Genomic DNA, 20,468 nt, shown 5'->3' on the forward strand with positions numbered 1-20,468 from the left:
TGCATGTTTGCCCGCCTCCCCCTTACCGCGCTGCGCACCTTCGAATCGGCAGCGCGCCTGACCAGCTTCCGTGCAGCCGCGCAGGAGCTCAGCGTCACGCCAACGGCGGTATCCCACCAGATTCGTGGCCTGGAGCAGTGGCTGGGGGTGTTGTTGTTCGAGCGCCCGGGACGTGGTGTACGCCTGAGCGAAGCTGGCGAGCAACTGCGCCGCAGTCTGCACAGCGCCCTGCTGGAAATCGACCACAGCCTGGCCGCCTTGCGCCCACAGGCTGGCGAGCAATGCATCAGCCTGAGCACCATGCCAGCCTTTGCCGCGCTCTGGCTGATTCCGAGGCTCGGGCGCTTCTACAAGCGTCACTCCGGCATTCGCGTGCGCATCGAGACCAGCAACGAGCTGGTCGACCTGCAGCGCGATGCCAGCATTGATCTGGTGATCCGCTGCGGCCTTGGTGACTACCCCGAGCTGTACCAGCTTGCCCTGCTGGAGGAGCACTTCGCTGCCTATGCCGCGCCACAGCTGCTGGAGAGTCTGCCGTTTGATGCGGAATTGATTGGCGTGGGCTGGGAGTCGCCACTGTCCGGGCTGCCCTCCTGGCAGAGCTGGGCCGAGCAGGCAAACGAACCCTGGGCGGCCAGCGCGACCTGCCGTGACTACCCGGACGAACACTACGCCTTGCAGGCTGCCATTTCCGGGCAGGGCCTGGCCCTGGCCAGCTCGGTACTGGTCTCCGACAGCCTGGCCAACGGCCTGCTGCGCCCCTACCGCGAGGACATTCGCCTGCCTGGCGCCCGCTACCTGGCGTTGTGCGTACCGGGCCGCGAGCGGCAGCCGGCAGTGCGGGCGTTGCTCGACTGGTTGCAGGAGGAATGTGCTGAAAGTCTGGTGTGAAGGCTTTTTCGCGGCTGAAGCCGCTCCCACAAGAGCCAGCTGTGCACTGCCAAAGAGCACACGACTTTGTCCGTGGGAGCGGCTTCAGCCGCGATTTACAAAGCCGAACAAAACAGAACCCCGGTCGCCAACAGGCTGGCAGCACTGGGTCGTTTCTTAGCCGGGGGGCTGCTGCCATATCAGCACTTAGGCCTACCGCCTTCACTACCCCGCCTCGTACCGTTAGGATCGAACCCGGCCTTCATGCCGAAGGCAGCCACACAAGGATGACTCATGAAAAAGCTCGCGCTGTCCCTGTTCTGCCTGTTCGCCCCGCTGGCCCATGCCGATTCCGCGCTGACGGAAGACAACATCCGTGCCCTCTACGACGAGATGGCCGTTGCCGCCTCGCAGCGCAATATCGACGGCGTGCTGGGGCTGATGAGCGATGACGTGACCATCAGGATTTCCGCCGCCAAAGGCAGCATCGAGCTGGATGCCGCCAAGTACCGGCAACTACTGCAACAGGGCTGGGGCGGGCTGGACAGCTATAGCATGGCCGTGGACATCGAGCAGATCGACATCGCCGCCGACGGCCAGAGTGCGACCGTGAAAGACACCACCACGGAAACCATGAGCATGCGGGGCCATGAGATGAACGCCGGCATGCAGGAAACTGCCACCCTGCGCCTGATCGATGGCGAGCCGAAGATCACCCGCATCGAGGCGCAGATCAAACAGTAGGCATCACTCGGCGGGGGCCTCGGGCTGCCAGCCGCCGCCCAGCGCCGCGATCAGCTGCACACTGGCGGTTAGGCGGCTGCCCTGCAAAGTCAGGCGGGTGCGCTCGTTGGAGAGCGCGGTGGTCTGCACGTTGACCACGTCGGTGAACTCCACGGTGCCGGCCTTGTACTGGTTGAGCAGCAGGCGCAGTGATTCGCGGGCGGCGTCCAGCGCCTCCTGCTGCACCACGGCCTCGCGCTCCAGCACAGCCAGTTGCACCAGGTAGTCCTCCACTTCACGGAAACTGTTCAGCACCGTTTGTCGGTAGTCGGCCACGGTCTGGTCATAACTGGCCTCGGCCTGTTCGACGCGAGAGCGAATCAGGCCGCCATCGAACAGGTTGAGAGCGAAGGCAGGGCCGATGGACCAGAAGCGGTTCGGCGTACTGATCCAGTCGTCCAGACCGCCGCTACGGTAGCCGCCAGTGGCAGACAGGTTCAGCTCGGGGTAGTAAGCGGCCTCGGCCACACCGATCTCGGCGTTGGCGGCGATCACCCGGCGTTCAGCCGCTGCCACATCAGGGCGCCGCTCCAGCAACGTCGAGGGCAGGCTCACCGGCACACTGGGCAGCGCAGGAATGTCCTGCCGTGGCGGCAACTCGAACTCGGACGGTGCCACGCCCACCAGTACGGCGATGGCGTGCTCCAGCTGGGCACGCTGATACTCCAGATCGACCGCTTCGGCTTCGGTGCCCTTGAGCTGGGTCAGCCCCTGGGTGACATCGGACTTGGGCACGATGCCGGCCTTGTACTGATTCTCGGCAATACGGTAGGCCTCCTTGTAGGCGGCGACGGTCTCTTCGAGCAGGCGCTTCTGCTGATCCAGCACACGCAGTTGCAGGTAGTTCTGCACCAGCTCGGACTGCTGGCTGAGGCGCACGGCGGCCAGATCGGCGGCGCTGGCATCGAGGCCGGCGCGTTCGGACTCCAGTTGGCGGCGCAGCTTGCCCCACAGGTCCAGCTCCCAGCTCACGCCAAGGCTGGCTTCATAGCTCTTGGAGACGGTCGAGGTGCCGCCACCGCTGACGCTCACTCCACCCGTGGTGCCGATGGTGCTGTCACCACCGCCCTGCCCCGCGCGGGTGACGCCGGTATTCAGACCGATGCTGGGAAAGAAGGCCGCCCGCGCACCACGCACTAGGGCCTTGGCCTGGCGATACTGAGCCTCGGCACTGGCCAGGTTCTGATTGTTGGCATTCAGGCGTTCGACCAGCGCATCCAGCTCGGCGTCGCCGTACAGCGTCCACCAGTCGCCGCGCAGCGCGGTATCGGCTGGCGCAGCCGCCTTCCAGCCGGCGGCCTGCTTGAACGCGGCCGAAGGCGCACTATCCGGGCGCAGATAATCGGGGCCAACAGCGCAGCCAGCCAGAGTCAGGGCGAGCAGAAGAGTCGAAACGCGAGGCAATGCAGACGTCATAGCGGGGTTTCCAGAGCAGCGTCGCTGCGTACGCCGCGCCAGCGGTTGACCCGGTGGCGCAGACGGTCGAGGTAGAGGTAGACCACAGGCGTGGTGAACAGCGTGAGCAACTGGCTGAGCACCAGGCCGCCGACGATGGCCAGGCCCAGCGGGCTGCGCATCTCGGCGCCTTCGGCCTGGCCCAGCAATAACGGCAGCGCGCCGAGCATGGCCGCCAGGGTGGTCATCATGATCGGGCGGAAGCGCAGCAGGCAGGCCTCGCGGATCGATTCCTGCGGGCTGAGCTGCTGTTCGCGCTCCAGCTCCAGAGCCAGGTCGATCATCAGGATGGCGTTCTTCTTCACCACGCCGATCAGCAGGAACAGGCCGAGCAACGAGATCAGGCTGAACTGGCCGCCGGTGAGCAGGATCGCCAGCAAGGCGCCGACCCCGGCCGAGGGCAAGGTGGAGAGAATGGTCAGCGGGTGGATGTAACTCTCGTAGAGGATGCCCAGCACGATGTACACCACCAGCAGGGCCAGCAGGATCATCAGCGGCTGGCCCTGGGCCTCTTTCTCGAACTGGCCGCCGGTGCCGCCCAGCATACCCTGCACCTCGGTCGGCAGGTTGACCTCCGCCACGGCCTGCCGAATGGCCGCGTTGGCCTCCTCCTGGGTCACGTCCGGAGCCAGCGCGTAGCCAATGCTCTCGGCGGCGAACTGGCCCTGGTGCTGGACCCGGTCTTCCTCCAGGCTGCGCTCCCAGCGAGCGAAACCGGATAGCGGTATGCGCTCACCGCTCTCGCTGATCACCTGAATCTGATCCAGCGCCTCCGGGTACTGGGCGTACCTGGGGTTGATCTCCATCACCACGCTGTACTGGTTGAGACTCTCGTAGATGGTGGAGATCTGCCGCTGGCTGAAGGCGTTATTGAGCACGCTGCTGATCATCGCCATGTCCACGCCGAGGCGCTGCGCGGTGGCACGGTCCACTACCAGGGTGATCTGCTGGGCGCCCTCGCCTTCGTTGGCGTCGATGTCGGTCAGCTCGGGCAACTTGGCCAGGGCATCGCGCACCTTGGGCAGCCAGGTCTTGAGCAGATCGAGCTCGCTGGCCAGCAGCACGTATTCGTTCTCCGAACTGCGCCCCTGGCGGCCGCCAAACTGCAGGTCCTGGTCGGCCATCAGCATCAGCCGCGCGCCCGGCACCTTGGGCATCTCGGCCCGGAGCCGGTCGATCACGTCCCTGGACGACTGCTCACGCTCGGCAATAGGCTTCAGGCGGATCACCAGAAAGGCGTTGTTGATGCCGCTCTCGCCGCCGATGAAGCCCGCCACGCTGTGGATGGCAGGGTCCTTGAGCAGCCCCTTGCGGAACGCCTCCATCTTCGGCTGCATACGCTGGAACGACAGGCCGTCGTCCCCCCGTACGAAGCCTATCAGCTGGCCGGTGTCCTGTTCGGGCATGAAGGTCTTGGGCACCACGACGAACAGGTAGACGTTGCCGATGATGGTCAGCAGCAGGCTGAACAGGGTCAGCCGTGAATGGCGCAGCGCCCAGTCCAGGCCACGGCCGTAGGCGGCCAGCACGCGCCTCTGTACCCGTGCAGCCCACTGTGCCACCCGTCCCGGTTCGCGCTCCTGCCCTTCGGCCTTGAGCCAGCGGGCGCAGAGCATCGGCGTAAGGGTCAGCGAGACCGCCATGGAGATCAGGATCGCCGCAGTCAGGGTGATGGCGAACTCGCGGAACAGGGTGCCGACGATGCCACCCATGAACAGGATGGAGAGGAACACCGCGACCAGCGACAGGTTCATGGATAGCAAGGTGAAGCCGACTTCCTGGGTGCCCTTGAAGGCCGCCGCCAGGGGCTTCTCGCCGGCCTCGATGTGCCGCGAAATGTTCTCCAGCACGACAATGGCGTCGTCCACCACCAGGCCGGTGGAGATGATCAGCGCCATCAGCGACAGGTTGTTCAAGGAAAAATCCAGCAGGTACATGACGGCAAAGGTGCCGACGAGCGACACCGGCACCGCCAGCGCCGGGATCAGAGAAGCGCGCCAGCGGCCGAGGAACAGAAACACCACCAGAATCACCAGGCCGACCGCGATCAACAGGGTACGCTCGGCCTCGTGCAGGCTGGCGCGGATCACCGGCGAACGGTCCATCGCCACCTCCAGCTTGGCGCTGGCCGGCATCAACGCTTCCAGCGCCGGCAGCTCGGCACGGATGTCCTCGATGGTCTGGATAATATTGGCGCCGGGCTGGCGGTTGACCACCAGCAGCACAGCCTTCTCATCGTTATAGAAACCGGCGTTGTAGCGGTTCTCCACCGAGTCGCGCACCGTGGCCACGTCGCCCAGACGCACGGCCGCGTTATTCTGGTAGCGGATGATCAGGTCCTGGTACTGCGCGGCCTTCTTCATCTGGTCGTTGGCCTGGATCTGCCACTGGCGGTCCGCGTCGGCCACATCGCCCTTGGGACGGTCGCGGTTGGCCGCGTCGATCGCGCTGCGCACCTCGTCCAGGGCCACGCCGTACTGGTCGAGCAGACGCGGCTCCAGCTCCACCCGCACCGCGGGCAGCGAGCTGCCGCCAATCTGGATCTCGCCAACGCCCTGCACCTGCGCCAGTTTCTGCGCGATTACCGTGGAACCCAAGTCATACAGCTGGCTCTTGTCCAGCAGCGGCGAGGTGAGCGACAGCACCATAATCGGCGCCTGCGACGGGTTGAACTTCTTGTAGGTCGGCATGGTGCGCATACCGCTGGGCAGCAGATTGCGCGCGGCGTTGATCGCCGCCTGCACCTCGCGGGCGGCCGCGTCGACATTACGGCCGATATTGAACAGGATGACGATCTGCGTGCTGCCTTGGCTACTGCGGCTGGTCATCTCGCTGATCCCGGCGATGGTGCCGAGCGAACGTTCCAGCGGCGTGGCCACGCTGGAGGCCATGGTCTGCGGGCTGGCACCGGGCAAAGTGGCGCGTACCACGATGGCCGGGAAATCCATGTTCGGCAGCGGCGCCACCGACAGCAGGCGAAAGCTCACCAGGCCCAGCAGGACGATGGCCAGGCTCAGCAGCAGGGTTGCCACCGGGCGGCGAATAAAGGGCGCCGAGAGGTTCATGGCTGCACGAACCACCCCCTCTCCCATTTATGGGAGAGGGCTGGGGAGAGGGAAATGAACAACAGCGAGCTTGCATCGCCCTCTCCCCTGGCCCCTCTCCCGTAAACGGGAGAGGGGAGCAACGTCCATGCGCCCCTCACGCCGGCACCCCCGCTGCGCTGCGTCCCAACATGCGCCGCGAGAGGCGGTCGAAAGCCAGGTAGATCACCGGCGTGGTGAACAGGGTCAGTACCTGGCTGAGCAGCAGGCCGCCGACCATCACCAGGCCCAGCGGCTGACGTAGCTCGGCCCCGGAACCGGAAGCGAGCATCAATGGGATGGCACCGAATAGGGCCGCCAGGGTGGTCATCAGTATCGGCCGGAAGCGCAACAGTGCGGCCTGGTAGATGGCCTCCTGCGGCGCCATGCCCTGCTGACGCTCGGCCTCCAGGGCGAAGTCGATCATCATGATGGCGTTCTTCTTGACGATGCCGATCAGCAGGATGATGCCGATGATGGCGATCAGGCCCAGGTCGTTGCCGGTCAGCAGCAGCGCCAGTAGCGCCCCCACACCGGCCGAGGGCAGCGTCGAGAGAATGGTGATCGGGTGGATGTAGCTCTCGTAGAGCACACCCAGCACGATGTACATGGTGACGATGGCCGCCAGGATCAGCAGCAGGGTCGAACTCAGCGACGCGCGGAAGGCCTCAGCCGCGCCCTGGAAGTGGCTCTGAATGGCGACCGGCAGGCCGATATCGCGCTGCACCTGCTCGATCACCGCCACGGCCTCACCCAGGGACACGCCGGACGCCAGGTTGAACGACACGGTGACCGCCGGGAACTGGCCGATGTGGTTGACCAGCAGCGTGGCCGGCCGCTCTTCGATGCGCGCCAGCGAGACGAGCGGCACCTGTTCGCCGCTGCGGGTGACGACATGGATACGGCGCAGCGCAGCGGGCCCGATCTCACCGGCACCGGCGCTCTCCAGCACCACGCGGTACTGGCTGGCCTGGGTGAAGATGGTGGAAATCTGCCGCTGGCCGAAGGCGTCGTACAGCGCGTCGTCTATAGCCGCGACGCTCACGCCCAGACGCGCCGCAGCGTCGCGATCGATATCGAGGAACACCTGCAGGCCGCGGTTCTGCAGGTCGCTGGCCACGTCCTGCAGCTCCGGCCGCTCACCCAGCGCGGCGATCAGCTTCGGCGTCCAGGTTTCCAGCAACTCACTGTCCGGTGACTCCAGGCTGAACTGGAACTGGGTACGGCTGACCCGATCCTCGATGGTCAGGTCCTGCACTGGCTGCAGGTACAGGGCGATGCCCGGCACCTTGGCCAGCTCGGGGCGCAGGCGCTCGATCAACTCGCTGGCGGTCACGTCGCGCTCGGCATGAGGCTTGAGGTTGATCAGCAGGCGCCCGCTGTTCAGTGTCGGGTTGTCGCCATCCACGCCGATATAGGAGGACAGGCTGGCCACGTCCGGGTCGCGCAGGATGACCTCGGCCAGGCGCTGCTGACGCTCGCTCATGGCCCTGAACGAGATCGACTGCGGTGCCTCTGAAATACCCTGGATCACCCCGGTGTCCTGCACCGGGAAGAAGCCCTTGGGCACCGCGAGGTACAACAGCACGGTCAACGCCAGGGTGCCGATGGCCACCAGCAGGGTCAAGCCCTGGTGGCGCAGGGTCCAGGTCAGGCCCACGGCGTAACGCGCGATCAGACCGTCGATAAAGGCGCCCGCTGTCTTGTAGAAGCGCCCCTGCTCCTCTTCCTTCTCAGCCTTGAGCAGGCGCGCGCACATCATCGGCGTCAGGGTCAGCGACACTACCAGGGAAATCAGGATGGCCACCGCCAGGGTAATGGCGAACTCGCGAAACAGCCGGCCCACCACGTCTTCCATAAACAGCAGAGGGATCAGCACGGCGATCAGCGAGAAGGTCAACGAGATCAGGGTGAAACCGATCTGCTTGGCGCCTTTCAGGGCGGCGTTCAGCGGCGTCTCGCCCTCCTCCAGGTGGCGCGCGATGTTTTCCAGCATGACGATGGCATCGTCCACCACGAAACCGGTGGCGATGGTCAGCGCCATCAGGGTCAGGTTGTTGATCGAGAAGCCGGCCAGGTACATCACCCCGAAGGTGCCGATCAGCGACAGCGGCACGGCGATGGACGGAATCACGGTGGCGGAGAACTTGCGCAGGAACAGGAAGGTCACCAGTACCACCAGGCCGATGGCCAGCACCAACTCGAACTGCACGTCCCTGACCGCCGCGCGGATGGTCTGGGTACGGTCGGTGAGCACCTGCACCTCGAGACTCGCCGGCAGCGCGGCCGTGATCTGCGGCAACAGCGCCTGGATGCGGTCGACCACCTCGATGACGTTGGCACCGGGTTGGCGCTGGATGGTCAGCAGCACCGTTTCGTTGCGGTCGGCCCAGGCGGCCAGGCGCTCGTTCTCGGCGCCGTCAACCACCGTGGCGACGTCCTGTAGGCGCAGGGCCGCACCGTTCTCGTACTTGAGGATCAGGCCGCGGTACTCGTCGGCCGACTTGAGCTGGTCGTTGGCATCCAGTTGCGAAACGCGGGTCGGGCCATCGAAGTTGCCCTTGGGCTGATTGACGTTCTGCGCGGTGATCAGCGTGCGCACGTCATCCAGGTTGAGGCCGTGGCTGGCCAGCGCCTCGGGATTGACCTTGATGCGCACGGCCGGGCGCTGGCCACCGGCCAGGCTGACCAGGCCGACGCCGCTGATCTGGGCGATCTTCTGCGCCATGCGCGTGTCGATCAGGTCGTGCACCTCGGTCAGCGGCAGCGTGTCGGAGCGAATCGCCAGCGTCAGCACCGGCGTATCCGCCGGGTTGACCTTGTTGTACACCGGCGGCGCCGGCAGGTCGCTGGGCAACAGATTACTGGCCGCGTTGATGGCCGCCTGCACTTCCTGCTCGGCGACTTCCAGATCCACTTCCAGGCTGAAACGCAGGGTGATGACCGAAGCACCAGCGGAGCTGGATGAGGACATCTGTTGCAGGCCCGGCATCTGGCCGAACTGGCGCTCCAGCGGTGCGGTCACCGAGCTGGTGGTGACCTGTGGGCTGGCCCCGGGGTACAGGGTAAGCACGCGAATGGTCGGGTAATCCACCTCGGGCAGCGCCGATACCGGCAACAGGCGGTAAGCGATCAGGCCGGCGAGGAAGATCGCCACCATCAGCAGCGTGGTGGCAACCGGGCGCAGGATGAACAGGCGCGAGGTGTTCATGCGCCCTGCTTCTGTGCAGCCTGGGTTTCGGGCTGGGCCGGGGCGCCCGGTTCTTCGCTGATCACCTGCACCGCACTACCTTCCTTGAGCTTGTCGGTGCCCTCCAGCACCAGCCGCTCGCCGACCTCGATGCCTGCAGTCACCAGGCTCACGGCACCATCGCTGGCGCCGAGCTGGATATCGCGGATCTGCACCTTGTCGTCCTCGCCGAGCACGAACAGGAAGGTGCCGCGCGAGCCGTACTGCACGGCGGCGGAAGGAATCAGCGTGGCCTGCTGCAGGGTTTCCACCCGCAGGCGCACGTTGACGAACTGGTTGGGGAACAGGCGCTCGTCGGCATTGCCGAAGCGCGCCTTGAGCTTGACGGTACCGGTGGCCACGTCGATCTGGTTGTCCAGGCTGTGCAACACACCCTCGCCGAGCAGTTCACGCTCGTTGCGGTCCCAGGCCTGCACCCGCAATTGCTGGCCGTCGCGCACCTTGGCCAGCACCGGCGGCAGATCCTTTTCCGGCAGGGTGAAGTTGACTGCGATCGGCTCGACCTGGGTGATCACCACCAGCGGTGTGGTATCGGCGCTGCTGATCAGGTTACCGACATCCACCTGGCGCAGGCCAAGGCGCCCGGCAATCGGCGCACGGATTCGGGTGAAATCGAGGTTGAGACGAGCGTCGGCTACGGCGGCCTGGTTACTTTTCACCGTGCCGCGGTACTGGCCGACCAGCGCCACCTGGGTATCCAGGGTCTGCTTGGCGATGCTGTCCTCGGCGTACAGGCCCTGATAGCGGGCCAGGTCGATCTCGGCATTTTTCAGCTGTGCCAGGTTCTGCGCCAGGGTGCCTTCTGCCTGCTGCAGCGCCACCTGGTAGGGCCGTGGGTCGATCTGCGCCAGCACGTCGCCGGCCTTGACCTGCTGCCCTTCCTCGAACAGCACCTTGAGCAGCTGGCCGTCCACCCGCGGGCGCACGTTCACCGTATTCAGCGCGGTCACCGTGCCGAGGGCCTTGAGTTCGATGTTGAAGTCGCCGCGGGTGGCCTCGGTCAGAAGCACCGGCACCGGGCCGTCCCAGGGACCATACGGCTGCTTGGTCTCGGCGTCGGAGTCGTCGGACAGCAGCCACCACAACAGCACAGAGCCGAGCGCGAGGGCCAGCAGAATCAACCAGAGGCGGGGAATGCGCGGGGCAACACGGGTATCAGGCATGGTACGGCATCACTTTCCTGGGGAGGGTGAACGATAAGTACTCCCAGCAACCAGGCAAAGGGTCTTTACCGCCTATTTACCCTTATTTGACGTAACAAGAAGTTGAGAATTTAGAAACGACAACGGCCTGCTCCAGGCAGGCCGTTGCGTCATCCCCTGTGTTACTTCAGTACGGCGAGAGCGGCTGCGTAGTCGGGCTCGTCAGCGATTTCACCCACCAGCTCGCTATGCAGCACCTTGTCATTCTCGTCCAGCACCACCACGGCACGGGCTGCAACACCGGCCAGCGGGCCATCTGCGATGGCCACGCCATAGGCCTTGAGGAAGTCGGCGCCACGCATGGTCGACAGGTTGACGACATTGCTCAGGCCTTCGGCGCCGCAGAAACGCGCTTGAGCAAACGGCAGGTCAGCGGAGATGCACAGCACGACGGTATTGGCCAGAGCCGCGGCTTCGCCGTTGAACTTGCGCACCGAGGTGGCGCAGGTCGGGGTATCGACGCTGGGGAAGATATTCAGCACTTTGCGCTTGCCGGCCAGGCTGGCCAGGGTCACGTCGGAGAGGTTGTTGGCAACCAGGCTGAAGGCAGGAGCCTGTTGGCCAGCCTGCGGCAGCTGGCCATCGACTTTTACCGGATTGCCCTTGAGGGTTACTTGAGCCATTGCGAGTTCCTTCTATGTGTTGATGCCGGGGTCACGGCACCCAGCGGGGAAATGCCCGCCAGTGTGACCGCCCGGTGCTGCGACGGCAATGCCCAGTTTTACTCAGGCGCTGGCCTGCCTCGCAGGTTGTGGATTGGGATGGAAGAACACATGTTCGCGGATCGGCCCCACTGCCACCTCGCCGATTTCCTCGTAGCCCTGGCGCTGATAGAACGCCAGGTAATGCGGGTTGCCGGTATCCAGCACGATGCCCTGAGAGCTGGAATCGGCCGCGCACCAGTCATGCAGGGCGGTAAGCAACTGCTCTCCCAGGCTCTGGCCCTGAAACTGCGGGTGTACGCCGAGCAGTGGCAGTACGTGATAGGGACCTGGCGGCAGGCAGGCCAGCACCGCGTCGTGGTATTCCAGGTAGCGTTTGGTGCAGCGAAAACCGGTGGTCATCAGCATGCGCAGGCGCCAGGCCCAACTCTCGGTGATGTCCAGGCGGCGTACCGGCGGCGCGATCAGAGCGATGCCCACCAGCCGCTCTTCAATCAGCAAGCCAATGGCGGGCAACTCTTCGGCAAAGTGCTGCTGCACCACCTCGCGCACGGTGGCACGCACACGCTGGTCGAAGCCGGGACGTTCGCTCTCGAACAGGTAGGCGAAGGTCGGATCGTGGCGGTAGGCGTGATACAGCAACGAACGGGCTTCACGGCTGTAGCCATGGTCCAGCAGACGAACTTCGGCGGTGCGATTAGGCATCGGGCTGACCTCTTTTTTATAGGGCTTTACGGGTCAACTGCCACGTTAGCATTGCCTCCCAGCCCTCGCCAGGCGCTGGCCGTCACCTCCTCAGCTGGGCTAGCATCGCCTCTTTATCTGCCGCAGGTGCCTCCCATGAAGATCGTTTCTTTCAATATCAATGGCCTGCGCGCGCGTCCTCACCAACTGCAGGCATTGGTCGAAAAACATCAGCCGGATGTGATTGGCCTGCAGGAAACCAAGGTCGACGACCCGCAGTTCCCCATCGCAGACGTCGAGGCCCTTGGCTACCACGTCCACTACCACGGCCAGAAGGGCCATTACGGCGTCGCCCTGCTCTCGCGGGAGAAGCCGCTGGAAATCCACAAGGGTTTTCCCGGTGATGAAGAGGATGCGCAGCGCCGCTTCATCTATGGCACCTTCGCCGATGCCCAGGGCAACCCGGTGACGGTGATGAACGGCTACTTCCCCCAAGGCGAAAGCCGCGACCATCCCGTCAAGTTCCCGGCCAAGCAGCGTTTCTATGCCGACCTGCAGCAACTGCTGGTCGAGCGCTTCGATCCGAGCCAGGCGCTGGTGGTGATGGGCGACATCAACATCTCCCCCGAGGACTGCGACATCGGGATCGGCGAGCCCAACCGTCTGCGCTGGCTGAAGACCGGCAAATGCAGCTTCCTCCCGGAAGAGCGCGAATGGCTGGCCACCCTCAAGAACTGGGGCCTGGTAGACAGCTTCCGCCACCTCCACCCGGCGGTGAATGATCGTTTCAGCTGGTTCGACTACCGCAGCCGCGGCTTCGAGGACGAACCCAAGCGTGGTCTGCGCATCGACGTGATCCTCGCCAGCCAGCCGCTGCAGGCGCGCTTCAAGGACGCCGGCATCGACTACGAACTACGCGGCATGGAGAAACCCTCCGATCATGCGCCGATCTGGTTGGAGCTAGACTGAGCGTTGTGCCAGCTCCTGGCAGGAAGTGAATGACTGGCCAGGCCAGATGGAGTAGATCTTGGAGAGCATCACTACCAGACAAGCCTGGTCATCTGACCTGAAAATCGCCGGCCTGGTCTGCCTGCTGGTTCTGACAGCCTGCCTACTGGGAATCGCCACCCGCCCGCTGGGCCACCTGGCGACCATCTGGCCCGCCAATGCCTTGTTGCTTGGTCTGCTGGTGCGTTACCCGCAGCTGGCCAGGCCCGCGGGCTGGTTGGGTGGCATAGCGGCCTATGTGATTGCCGACAGCATCACCGGCGGTGCTCCCCTCCAGACCCTGATGCTCACGCTGGCCAACATGGCCGGGGTCGTCAGCGCCTATCTGCTGCTGTCGCGCCTCAGTGCGGAGCACCGTCGCCTGAGCAGCCCCCTCTCGGTGCCCTATCTGGCGCTGGCGGTCACGCTTGCCTCCCTGGCATCCGGGCTGGTTGGCGCAGTCATCGACCCCCTGCTGTTTGATGGCACGCCTTTCTCGGGTCTGACGTTCTGGTTCGTCACCGAACTGGTCAACTACATCGCGATACTGCCGGTACTGCTCACCATGCCGGACTGGCCCGAGCGCCTGAAAGACCGCAGGCAGACGCTGCTCACGCCCAGGCAGCGGCTGTTGCATGCCCTGCCTGCTGTCAGCCTGGTGATATTCGGTGTGCTCTGCCTGATGGTGGGCGGCCCCGGCGCACTGGCCTTCCCCGTTCCGGCGCTGCTGTGGTGCGCATTGAGCTATAGCGTTTTCACCACAGCCTTGCTGACGTTTGCCTTCACCAGCACCTTGCTCGTCGTGCTGGCTGTCGTGGGCATTCCGCTCGCGCCGTTCGATATGAACTCGCACCCCGTGCTGCTTTCCTTGCGTCTCGGCATCACCTTGCTGGCTTTCGCGCCATTGACGGTGGCCAGCGTCATGGCTGTGCGCAACCAGTTGCTGCAGCGTATGCAGTACATGGCGTCGCATGACCAACTCAGTGGTCTGCTCAATCGTTGGGCTTTTTATGAGCAGGCCAAGCAACTATCCCCCAATCGACCGCTAGCGCTGTTGATGTTCGACATCGACCATTTCAAGCGCATCAACGACACCCATGGCCACGCTGCGGGCGATCTGGTCCTGAAAGCCTTCGCCCGCCGGGCCAGTCGAGGCCTGCGCGACGGAGACGCCCTGGCTCGCCTGGGAGGAGAGGAATTTGCCCTGCTGCTGCCGGGCTGCTCGCACAACCAGGTTCAGGCGATTGCCGAGCGCATCCGTACGGACTACGCCAATGCCTCGATCAGCCTGGAGGACGGCCAGCATGTGCACTCCACGGTCAGCATCGGTGCAGTTGTGGCCTTGCAACCGCCTGCCGACATCGACGAGCTGCTGCTGAGCGCCGATCGTGCCCTATACCAGGCCAAGGAATCGGGGCGCAATCGGGTTGTCATCCACCAATATGCCTCGGATGAACAGGCCAGAACGGAAACTGCCTGAACCCCTATCGCAGTAAAAGCGCCTGCAGCTCTGGCAAGGGCTTCTCGCTGCGCTTCGTCATCTTTCCGTAACCATTCGTTCTTATTCTGCGCGCACCTGAACGTGTGCCCCCGGCACACCAGCTCACCCACGGAATAAGGTGTCTGTTTTCATGTCGTGCGCCCTGCCTGTCAGCGATCGCCCCCTCTGGAGCCAGGCCATCACCTGGCTCATCCTCGGTTTCATCTTTTACGCCCTGCCCTGGTCGGTGTTCGCCGCCGAGCCCACCACGCTGATGCGCATCCAGGGCTCCAACACCATCGGCGCCAAGCTAGGCCCGGCGCTGATCAGCGGTCTGTTCCAGAGCCAAGGCTTCAGCAATGTCCGCATCGTGCCAGCCGGCGCCGAGAACGAGCAGCTGGTGCAGGCCGAAGACCAGCTGGGACGCACCCTGCAGGTCAGCGTCGCCGCCCACGGTTCCGGCACCGGTTTTGTCGGCCTGCAGGATGGCAGCGCCGACCTGGCGGCCTCCTCGCGCCCAATCAAGGACAGCGAGGCTTCCGCCCTGCAGAACCTGGGTGATCTAAAGGGTGCCGATGCCGAGCAGGTCATCGCCATCGACGGCCTGGCCATTATCGTCAACCCGCAGAACCCACTGGTTTCACTGACCACTGAACAACTGGCCAAGGCCTTTTCCGGCGAAGTACGCGACTGGTCGCAACTGGGCGGCGCACCAGGCGCCATCACGATCTATGCACGGGATGACAAGTCCGGCACCTACGACACTTTCAAGGAACTGGTACTGGCCGCCCACGACAAGAGCCTGGCGCCCACAGCAAAGCGCTTCGAGTCCAGCGACCAGCTGTCCGACCTGGTCAGCCAGGATCCTGGCGGTATCGGTTTCATCGGCCTGCCGTATGTACGCCAGAGCAAGGCACTGGCCATCGCCGATGGCAACTCCCAGCCAATGCCACCGAGCACTACGCTGATCGCGACCGAGGACTACCCGCTGTCGCGCCGCCTGTTTCTCTACAATCCGCCCGGCACACCCAACGAGTGGGTGAAGTCGTTGGTGCAGTTCGCCCACAGCCCTGCTGGCCAGGCCATCGTCGAGAAGAACGGTTTCATCGCACAGACGGTGCAGGCGGTAAACGTCCAGGCCAATACAACGATGCCGGCGGACTATCGCCAGCTGGCCGATGAGGCTCAACGGCTGTCGGTCAACTTCCGCTTCCAGGAAGGCAGCGCCACCCTCGACAACAAGGCGCAGCGTGATATCGAGCGCGTACTCGACTACCTCAAGCGTCACGACAAACTCAGCCACAAGGTCGTGCTGGTCGGCTTCGGCGACCCGAAGAACGATCCCGAACGCGCCGCGCTGCTGTCCAAGCTGCGCGCCATGGCGGTACGCCGGGATCTCTCCAAAGGCGGCGTGATATTCCGCGAGATCACTGGCATGGGCGAACAGATGCCGGTAGCTGCCAACAGCGGCGACGAAGGCCGTATGAAGAACCGCCGTGTTGAGGTCTGGGTGTACTGACGCGCGCATGTACACCTGGCCATGCATGCTTGGCCAGGCTATGCAAAGCAGCTAGCCTCTGCGGACAGATTACTCAACCGCCTGCGAGGCCACCTGTGATAGCTGATGTCCGGATCGAGCAGCGCAACGGCAAATGGCTGGTGAGCCTCGGCCGGCGCAAACTGAGTTTTCACGAGGAGCTGGCCGCGCGCACCTTCGCCGCCCAACTGCATCAGCGCTTCGCATGGCTGCAGCAACAGGCACAGCCAAACCAGCAGCGCTGAAACGACAAGGCCCGCATCAGCGGGCCTTGTGCATTCAAACCGCGAATCAGCGGCTGGCTTTCATCGCCTCACGCGGCACGTACTTGCCGATCTCGTACTTGCCGATGGCCGCGCGGTGCACTTCATCCGGCCCATCGGCCAGGCGCAGGGTGCGCTGCATGGCGTACCAGTAGGCCAACGGGAAGTCGTTGGAGACGCCGGCGCCACCGTGAATCTGGATGGCACGGTCGATCACGTTGAGCGCGACGTTGGGCGCGACCACCTTGATCTGGGCAATCTCGCTGGCGGCGATCTTGTTGCCCACGGTGTCCATCATGTACGCCGCGTTGAGGGTCAGCAGACGGGCCTGGTTGATCTCGATGCGCGAGTTGGCGATGTGGTCGATGTTGCCACCCAGGCGCGCCAGCGGCTTGCCAAAGGCGGTGCGGCTGGCGGCACGCTTGCACATCAGCTCCAGCGCACGCTCGGCCATGCCGATGGAACGCATGCAGTGGTGGATACGACCCGGGCCGAGGCGACCCTGGGCGATCTCGAAGCCACGGCCCTCGCCCAGCAGCACATTCTCATAAGGTACGCGGACGTTCTCGAACAGCACTTCGGCGTGGCCGTGCGGGGCGTCGTCGTAGCCGAACACCGGCAGCGGACGGATGATCTTCACGCCGGGGGTATCGGTCGGCACCAGGATCATCGAGTGCTGCTGGTGGCGCGGCGCGTCCGGGTTGGTCAGGCCCATGAAGATCATGATCTTGCAGCGCGGATCACAGGCGCCGGAGGTCCACCACTTGCGACCATTGATCACCCACTCGTCACCGTCACGCACGGCATTGGCCTGCATATTGGTGGCATCGGACGAAGCCACGCCCGGCTCGGTCATGGCGAAGGCGGAGCGAATCTCACCAGACAGCAGCGGCTCCAACCACTGTTTCTTCTGCGCTTCACTGGCGTAGCGCACCAGGGTTTCCATGTTGCCGGTGTCCGGCGCGGAGCAGTTGAACGGCTCGGCACCGATCAGCGAGCGGCCCATGATCTCGGCCAGCGGTGCGTATTCCATGTTGGTCAGGCCAGCGCCGTAGTCCGACTCCGGCAGGAACAGGTTCCACAGACCCTCGGCCTTGGCCTTGGCTTTGAGCTCCTCCATGATCGCGGTCGGCTGCCAGCGGTCACCTTCGTTGACCTGCTCTTCGAACACGGCTTCGGCCGGGTAGACATAAGCCTCCATGAACGCCGTAACGCGCTCACGCAGTTCCTGCACCTTGGGGGAGTAAGCGAAATCCATGGGAATACCTTGTGGTTGGCTTCGATGTGGAAATGATGCTAGAACAGCACCCACGATTTATCTAAGCTATTTTCCTGCCTTATCAACATTCATAAGCAATATGCGATGAAGCTTGATTTGGCATCGAATCGACGGAGCTGGCCATGAACTTGAACAAGGTAGACCTCAACCTCTTCATCGTCTTCGATGCCATCTATACCGAGGCCAATCTGACCCGCGCCGGGCAGATCGTCGGCATCACCCAGCCCGCCGTGTCCAACGCCCTGTCTCGCCTGCGCGAGACCTTCAACGACCCACTGTTCGTGCGCACCGCCCAGGGCATGGTGCCCACGCCCATGGCCCAGAACATCATCGGACCGGTGCGCAACGCCCTGCAGTTGCTGCGCGTTTCCGTGCAGGAAAGTCGTTCGTTCAACCCGCAGCAGGCCAACAAGACCTACCGCATCAGCATGACCGACCTCACCGAAACGGTGATCCTGCCGCCGCTGTTCCAGCGGCTCAAGCGCCTGGCGCCGATGGTGCAGGTCGAGAGCTTCCTGGCCAAGCGCCGCGAAACCACCAAGGAGCTGGCCGCCGGCCGCCTGGATTTCGCCGTGGATGCGCCGCTCAACACCGACCCACAGGTACGCCACGTCAAGCTGATGGAGGATCGCTACATCTGTGCCATGCGCCCCGGCCACCCGCTGGCCAAGGACAAGCTGAGCCTGGACGAATACCTGTCACTGACCCATATCCAGATCTCCAGCCGCCGCAGCGGCCTGGGCTATGTCGACCTGTCGCTGGGCAAGATGGGGCTGCAGCGCAAGGTCACCCTGCGCTCGCAGCACTACCTGATGGCCAGCAGCATCCTGATGAACACCGACATGGCCATGACCGTGCCCGAGCGCTTCGCCCGCCGCCACGGCCTGCACCAGGTACCGTTGCCAGTGAATGACGTGCCGGCCCTGGAAACCCACCTGTACTGGCATGAAAGTACCGACCAGGACCCGGCCAACCGCTGGATGCGCGAGCAAATCATCGAGATTTCCCAGCAGGTCACCCGCGCCGAGACTGAAAGTAAAAACTCATAAGGTTTCGCTAATTCATTGAATAAAAAGCCCCGCAATTGCGGGGCTTTCTGTTTCTACCCCACAAGGCCTACCCGTGGGAGCGGCTTCAGCCGCGATTGCTATTGAGCCCTGGTCAATCTCCCCAGAGGCTTCATCGCCATTACGTTGACGTTAACGTAAACATGCCTTACGTTAACGTAAAGCACTCGACGGTAATCCCCATGCCCGCCCCCTACTCCATCTCCGACCTGGCCCGCGAACTGGACATCACCACCCGCGCCATACGCTTCTATGAGGAGCAAGGCATGCTCGCCCCCGAGCGACGTGGCCAGGAGCGCATCTACAGTGCCAAGGATCGAACCACCCTCAAGCTGATCCTGCGCGGTAAGCGCATCGGTTTCTCCCTGGCCGAGTGCAAGGAGCTGATCGAACTGTACGACCCGACTAGCGACAACCGCGTTCAGCTGCAGACCTTCATGCGCAAGATCAGCGAACGCCGCGCGCAACTCGATCAGCAATTACTGGATATCCAGCAGATGCAGCTGGAACTGGATACCGCCGAGGAACGCTGCCTCGCTGCCCTGGAGCAAACCCAGGCGTAACAACCACTTAGTTAACCAACCTTACAAAGACAATCACAGGTGGAACCATGAGCTACCCAACCCTCAACTTCGGTCTCGGCGAAACCATCGACATGCTGCGCGACGCGGTGCACCAGTTCGCCCAGGCCGAGCTGGCCCCGCGTGCGGCGCAGATCGACCGCGACAACGAGTTCCCCATGGACATGTGGCGCAAGTTCGGCGACATGGGCCTGCTCGGCATGACTGTGGAAGAGGAATACGGCGGCACCAACATGGGCTACCTGGCCCACGTGGTGGCCATGGAAGAGATCAGCCGCGCCTCGGCGTCGGTCGGCCTGTCCTACGGCGCGCACTCCAACCTGTGCGTCAACCAGATCCGCAAGAACGGCAGCCACGAGCAGAAGGCCAAGTACCTGCCCAAGCTTTGCTCTGGCGAGCACGTCGGCGCCCTGGCCATGAGCGAGCCGAATGCCGGCTCCGACGTGGTGTCGATGAAGCTGCGCGCCGAGAAGCGCGGCGACCGCTACGTGCTCAACGGCAACAAGATGTGGATCACCAACGGCCCCGATGCCCACACCTACGTGATCTATGCCAAGACCGACATCAACGCCGGTTCGCGCGGCATGACCGCGTTCATCGTCGAGCGCGATTTAAAGGGCTTCTCCCGCCACCAGAAGCTGGACAAGCTGGGCATGCGCGGTTCCAACACCTGCGAGCTGGTGTTCGAGGACTGCGAAGTGCCGGAAGAGAACATCCTCGGCGCCGAGGGTGCCGGCGTGCGCGTGCTGATGAGCGGCCTGGACTACGAGCGCACCGTGCTCTCTGGCGGCCCGACCGGGATCATGAGCGCCTGCATGGACGTGGTGCTGCCCTACGTGCACGAGCGCCAGCAGTTCAAGCAGTCGATCGGCGAGTTCCAGCTGGTGCAGGGCAAGCTGGCCGACATGTACGCCGGCATGAACGCCTCCAAGTCCTACCTGTACAACGTGGCCAAGGCCTGCGACCGCGGCGAGGAATCGCGCAAGGACGCCGCCGCGGTAATCCTCTACACCGCCGAGATGGCCACCAAGATGGCGCTGGACACCATCCAGCTGCTCGGCGGCAACGGCTACACCAACGAATACCCGGCCGGCCGCCTGCTGCGCGACGCCAAGCTCTACGAGATCGGTGCCGGCACCAGCGAAATCCGCCGCATGCTGATCGGCCGCGAGCTGTTCAACGAGACGAAATAATCCTTCTCCCCCTGGGAGAAGGTGCCCGAAGGGCGGATGAGGGAGCCATGACCTGCTCCCTCACCCTGCGCGGGCCGCCCCAGCCCTCTCCC

General features: G+C 64.1%; 16 protein-coding genes. 9 read left to right on the forward strand and 7 right to left on the reverse strand.

All coding sequences use genetic code 11. The annotated features are described in order from the left end of the window. Positions 1-3: 3 nt before the first annotated feature. Complete coding sequence (locus P7A97_RS15270; RefSeq protein ID WP_277690840.1) at positions 4-891, forward strand: LysR substrate-binding domain-containing protein; 888 nt, start codon at positions 4-6, stop codon at positions 889-891. Positions 892-1,164: 273 nt separating this feature from the next. Continuing rightward, complete coding sequence (locus P7A97_RS15275) at positions 1,165-1,614, forward strand: nuclear transport factor 2 family protein (RefSeq protein ID WP_277690842.1); 450 nt, start codon at positions 1,165-1,167, stop codon at positions 1,612-1,614. A gap of 3 nt (positions 1,615-1,617) precedes the next feature. Here the strand turns inward: P7A97_RS15275 and P7A97_RS15280 are convergent, their stop codons facing one another. The 6 genes from P7A97_RS15280 to P7A97_RS15305 all read right to left on the reverse strand — a co-directional run bounded on the left by P7A97_RS15280 (position 1,618) and on the right by P7A97_RS15305 (position 12,010). Then, the gene (locus P7A97_RS15280; RefSeq protein WP_277690844.1) at positions 1,618-3,069 is read right to left on the reverse strand and encodes an efflux transporter outer membrane subunit; all 1,452 of its coding nucleotides are present in this window, start codon (positions 3,067-3,069) and stop codon (positions 1,618-1,620) included. After that, on the reverse strand, positions 3,066-6,173 hold the full coding sequence (locus tag P7A97_RS15285; RefSeq protein ID WP_277690976.1) for an efflux RND transporter permease subunit: 3,108 nt from the start codon (positions 6,171-6,173) through the stop codon (positions 3,066-3,068). The genes P7A97_RS15280 and P7A97_RS15285 overlap by 4 nt, the downstream gene beginning before the upstream one ends. A gap of 136 nt (positions 6,174-6,309) precedes the next feature. Then, a complete protein-coding gene (locus P7A97_RS15290) occupies positions 6,310-9,402 on the reverse strand; it encodes an MdtB/MuxB family multidrug efflux RND transporter permease subunit (protein WP_277690845.1) in 3,093 nt (1,030 codons plus the stop codon). Continuing rightward, positions 9,399-10,604, reverse strand: a complete 1,206-nt coding sequence (locus tag P7A97_RS15295; protein WP_277690846.1) for an MdtA/MuxA family multidrug efflux RND transporter periplasmic adaptor subunit — start codon at positions 10,602-10,604, stop codon at positions 9,399-9,401. The genes P7A97_RS15290 and P7A97_RS15295 overlap by 4 nt, the downstream gene beginning before the upstream one ends. Before the next feature lie 161 nt (positions 10,605-10,765). Then, entirely contained in the window at positions 10,766-11,266 is a 501-nt protein-coding gene (gene tpx / locus P7A97_RS15300) for a thiol peroxidase (protein WP_277690847.1), read from the reverse strand. 102 nt (positions 11,267-11,368) lie between these two features. Beyond that, positions 11,369-12,010: a GNAT family N-acetyltransferase gene (locus tag P7A97_RS15305; RefSeq protein WP_277690849.1), complete on the reverse strand. Its 642-nt coding sequence runs from the start codon at positions 12,008-12,010 to the stop codon at positions 11,369-11,371. 135 nt (positions 12,011-12,145) lie between these two features. Here P7A97_RS15305 and xthA point away from each other — a divergent pair, with 135 nt between their 5' ends. From xthA to P7A97_RS15325, 4 genes are all read left to right on the forward strand, one after another. Further along, positions 12,146-12,958: an exodeoxyribonuclease III gene (gene xthA, locus P7A97_RS15310; RefSeq protein ID WP_277690850.1), complete on the forward strand. Its 813-nt coding sequence runs from the start codon at positions 12,146-12,148 to the stop codon at positions 12,956-12,958. Between the two features lie 58 nt (positions 12,959-13,016). Beyond that, on the forward strand, positions 13,017-14,456 hold the full coding sequence (locus tag P7A97_RS15315) for a sensor domain-containing diguanylate cyclase (protein ID WP_277690852.1): 1,440 nt from the start codon (positions 13,017-13,019) through the stop codon (positions 14,454-14,456). A 151-nt stretch (positions 14,457-14,607) separates the two neighbouring features. Beyond that, positions 14,608-15,975, forward strand: coding sequence for a phosphate ABC transporter substrate-binding/OmpA family protein (locus P7A97_RS15320; RefSeq protein WP_277690853.1), 1,368 nt, complete (start codon positions 14,608-14,610; stop codon positions 15,973-15,975). 95 nt (positions 15,976-16,070) lie between these two features. Continuing rightward, positions 16,071-16,238 (forward strand): hypothetical protein, encoded by a 168-nt coding sequence (locus tag P7A97_RS15325; protein ID WP_277690984.1) that lies wholly within the window; start codon positions 16,071-16,073, stop codon positions 16,236-16,238. Between the two features lie 46 nt (positions 16,239-16,284). Here P7A97_RS15325 and P7A97_RS15330 read toward each other — a convergent pair whose 3' ends face one another. After that, positions 16,285-17,514: an acyl-CoA dehydrogenase gene (locus tag P7A97_RS15330; protein ID WP_277690854.1), complete on the reverse strand. Its 1,230-nt coding sequence runs from the start codon at positions 17,512-17,514 to the stop codon at positions 16,285-16,287. Positions 17,515-17,657: 143 nt separating this feature from the next. Here P7A97_RS15330 and P7A97_RS15335 point away from each other — a divergent pair, with 143 nt between their 5' ends. From P7A97_RS15335 to P7A97_RS15345, 3 genes are all read left to right on the forward strand, one after another. Then, positions 17,658-18,584: a LysR family transcriptional regulator gene (locus P7A97_RS15335; RefSeq protein ID WP_277690855.1), complete on the forward strand. Its 927-nt coding sequence runs from the start codon at positions 17,658-17,660 to the stop codon at positions 18,582-18,584. Positions 18,585-18,784: 200 nt separating this feature from the next. Continuing rightward, positions 18,785-19,165 carry a MerR family DNA-binding transcriptional regulator gene (locus P7A97_RS15340; protein ID WP_277690857.1) on the forward strand — a complete coding sequence of 127 codons (381 nt, stop codon included), beginning with the start codon at positions 18,785-18,787 and terminating at the stop codon, positions 19,163-19,165. 47 nt (positions 19,166-19,212) lie between these two features. Further along, on the forward strand, positions 19,213-20,376 hold the full coding sequence (locus P7A97_RS15345; RefSeq protein WP_277690858.1) for an isovaleryl-CoA dehydrogenase: 1,164 nt from the start codon (positions 19,213-19,215) through the stop codon (positions 20,374-20,376). Positions 20,377-20,468: the final 92 nt, after the last annotated feature.

Origin of the sequence: Pseudomonas sp. GOM6, assembly GCF_029537485.1 — a bacterium.
Classification (GTDB): Bacteria; Pseudomonadota; Gammaproteobacteria; order Pseudomonadales; family Pseudomonadaceae; genus Aquipseudomonas.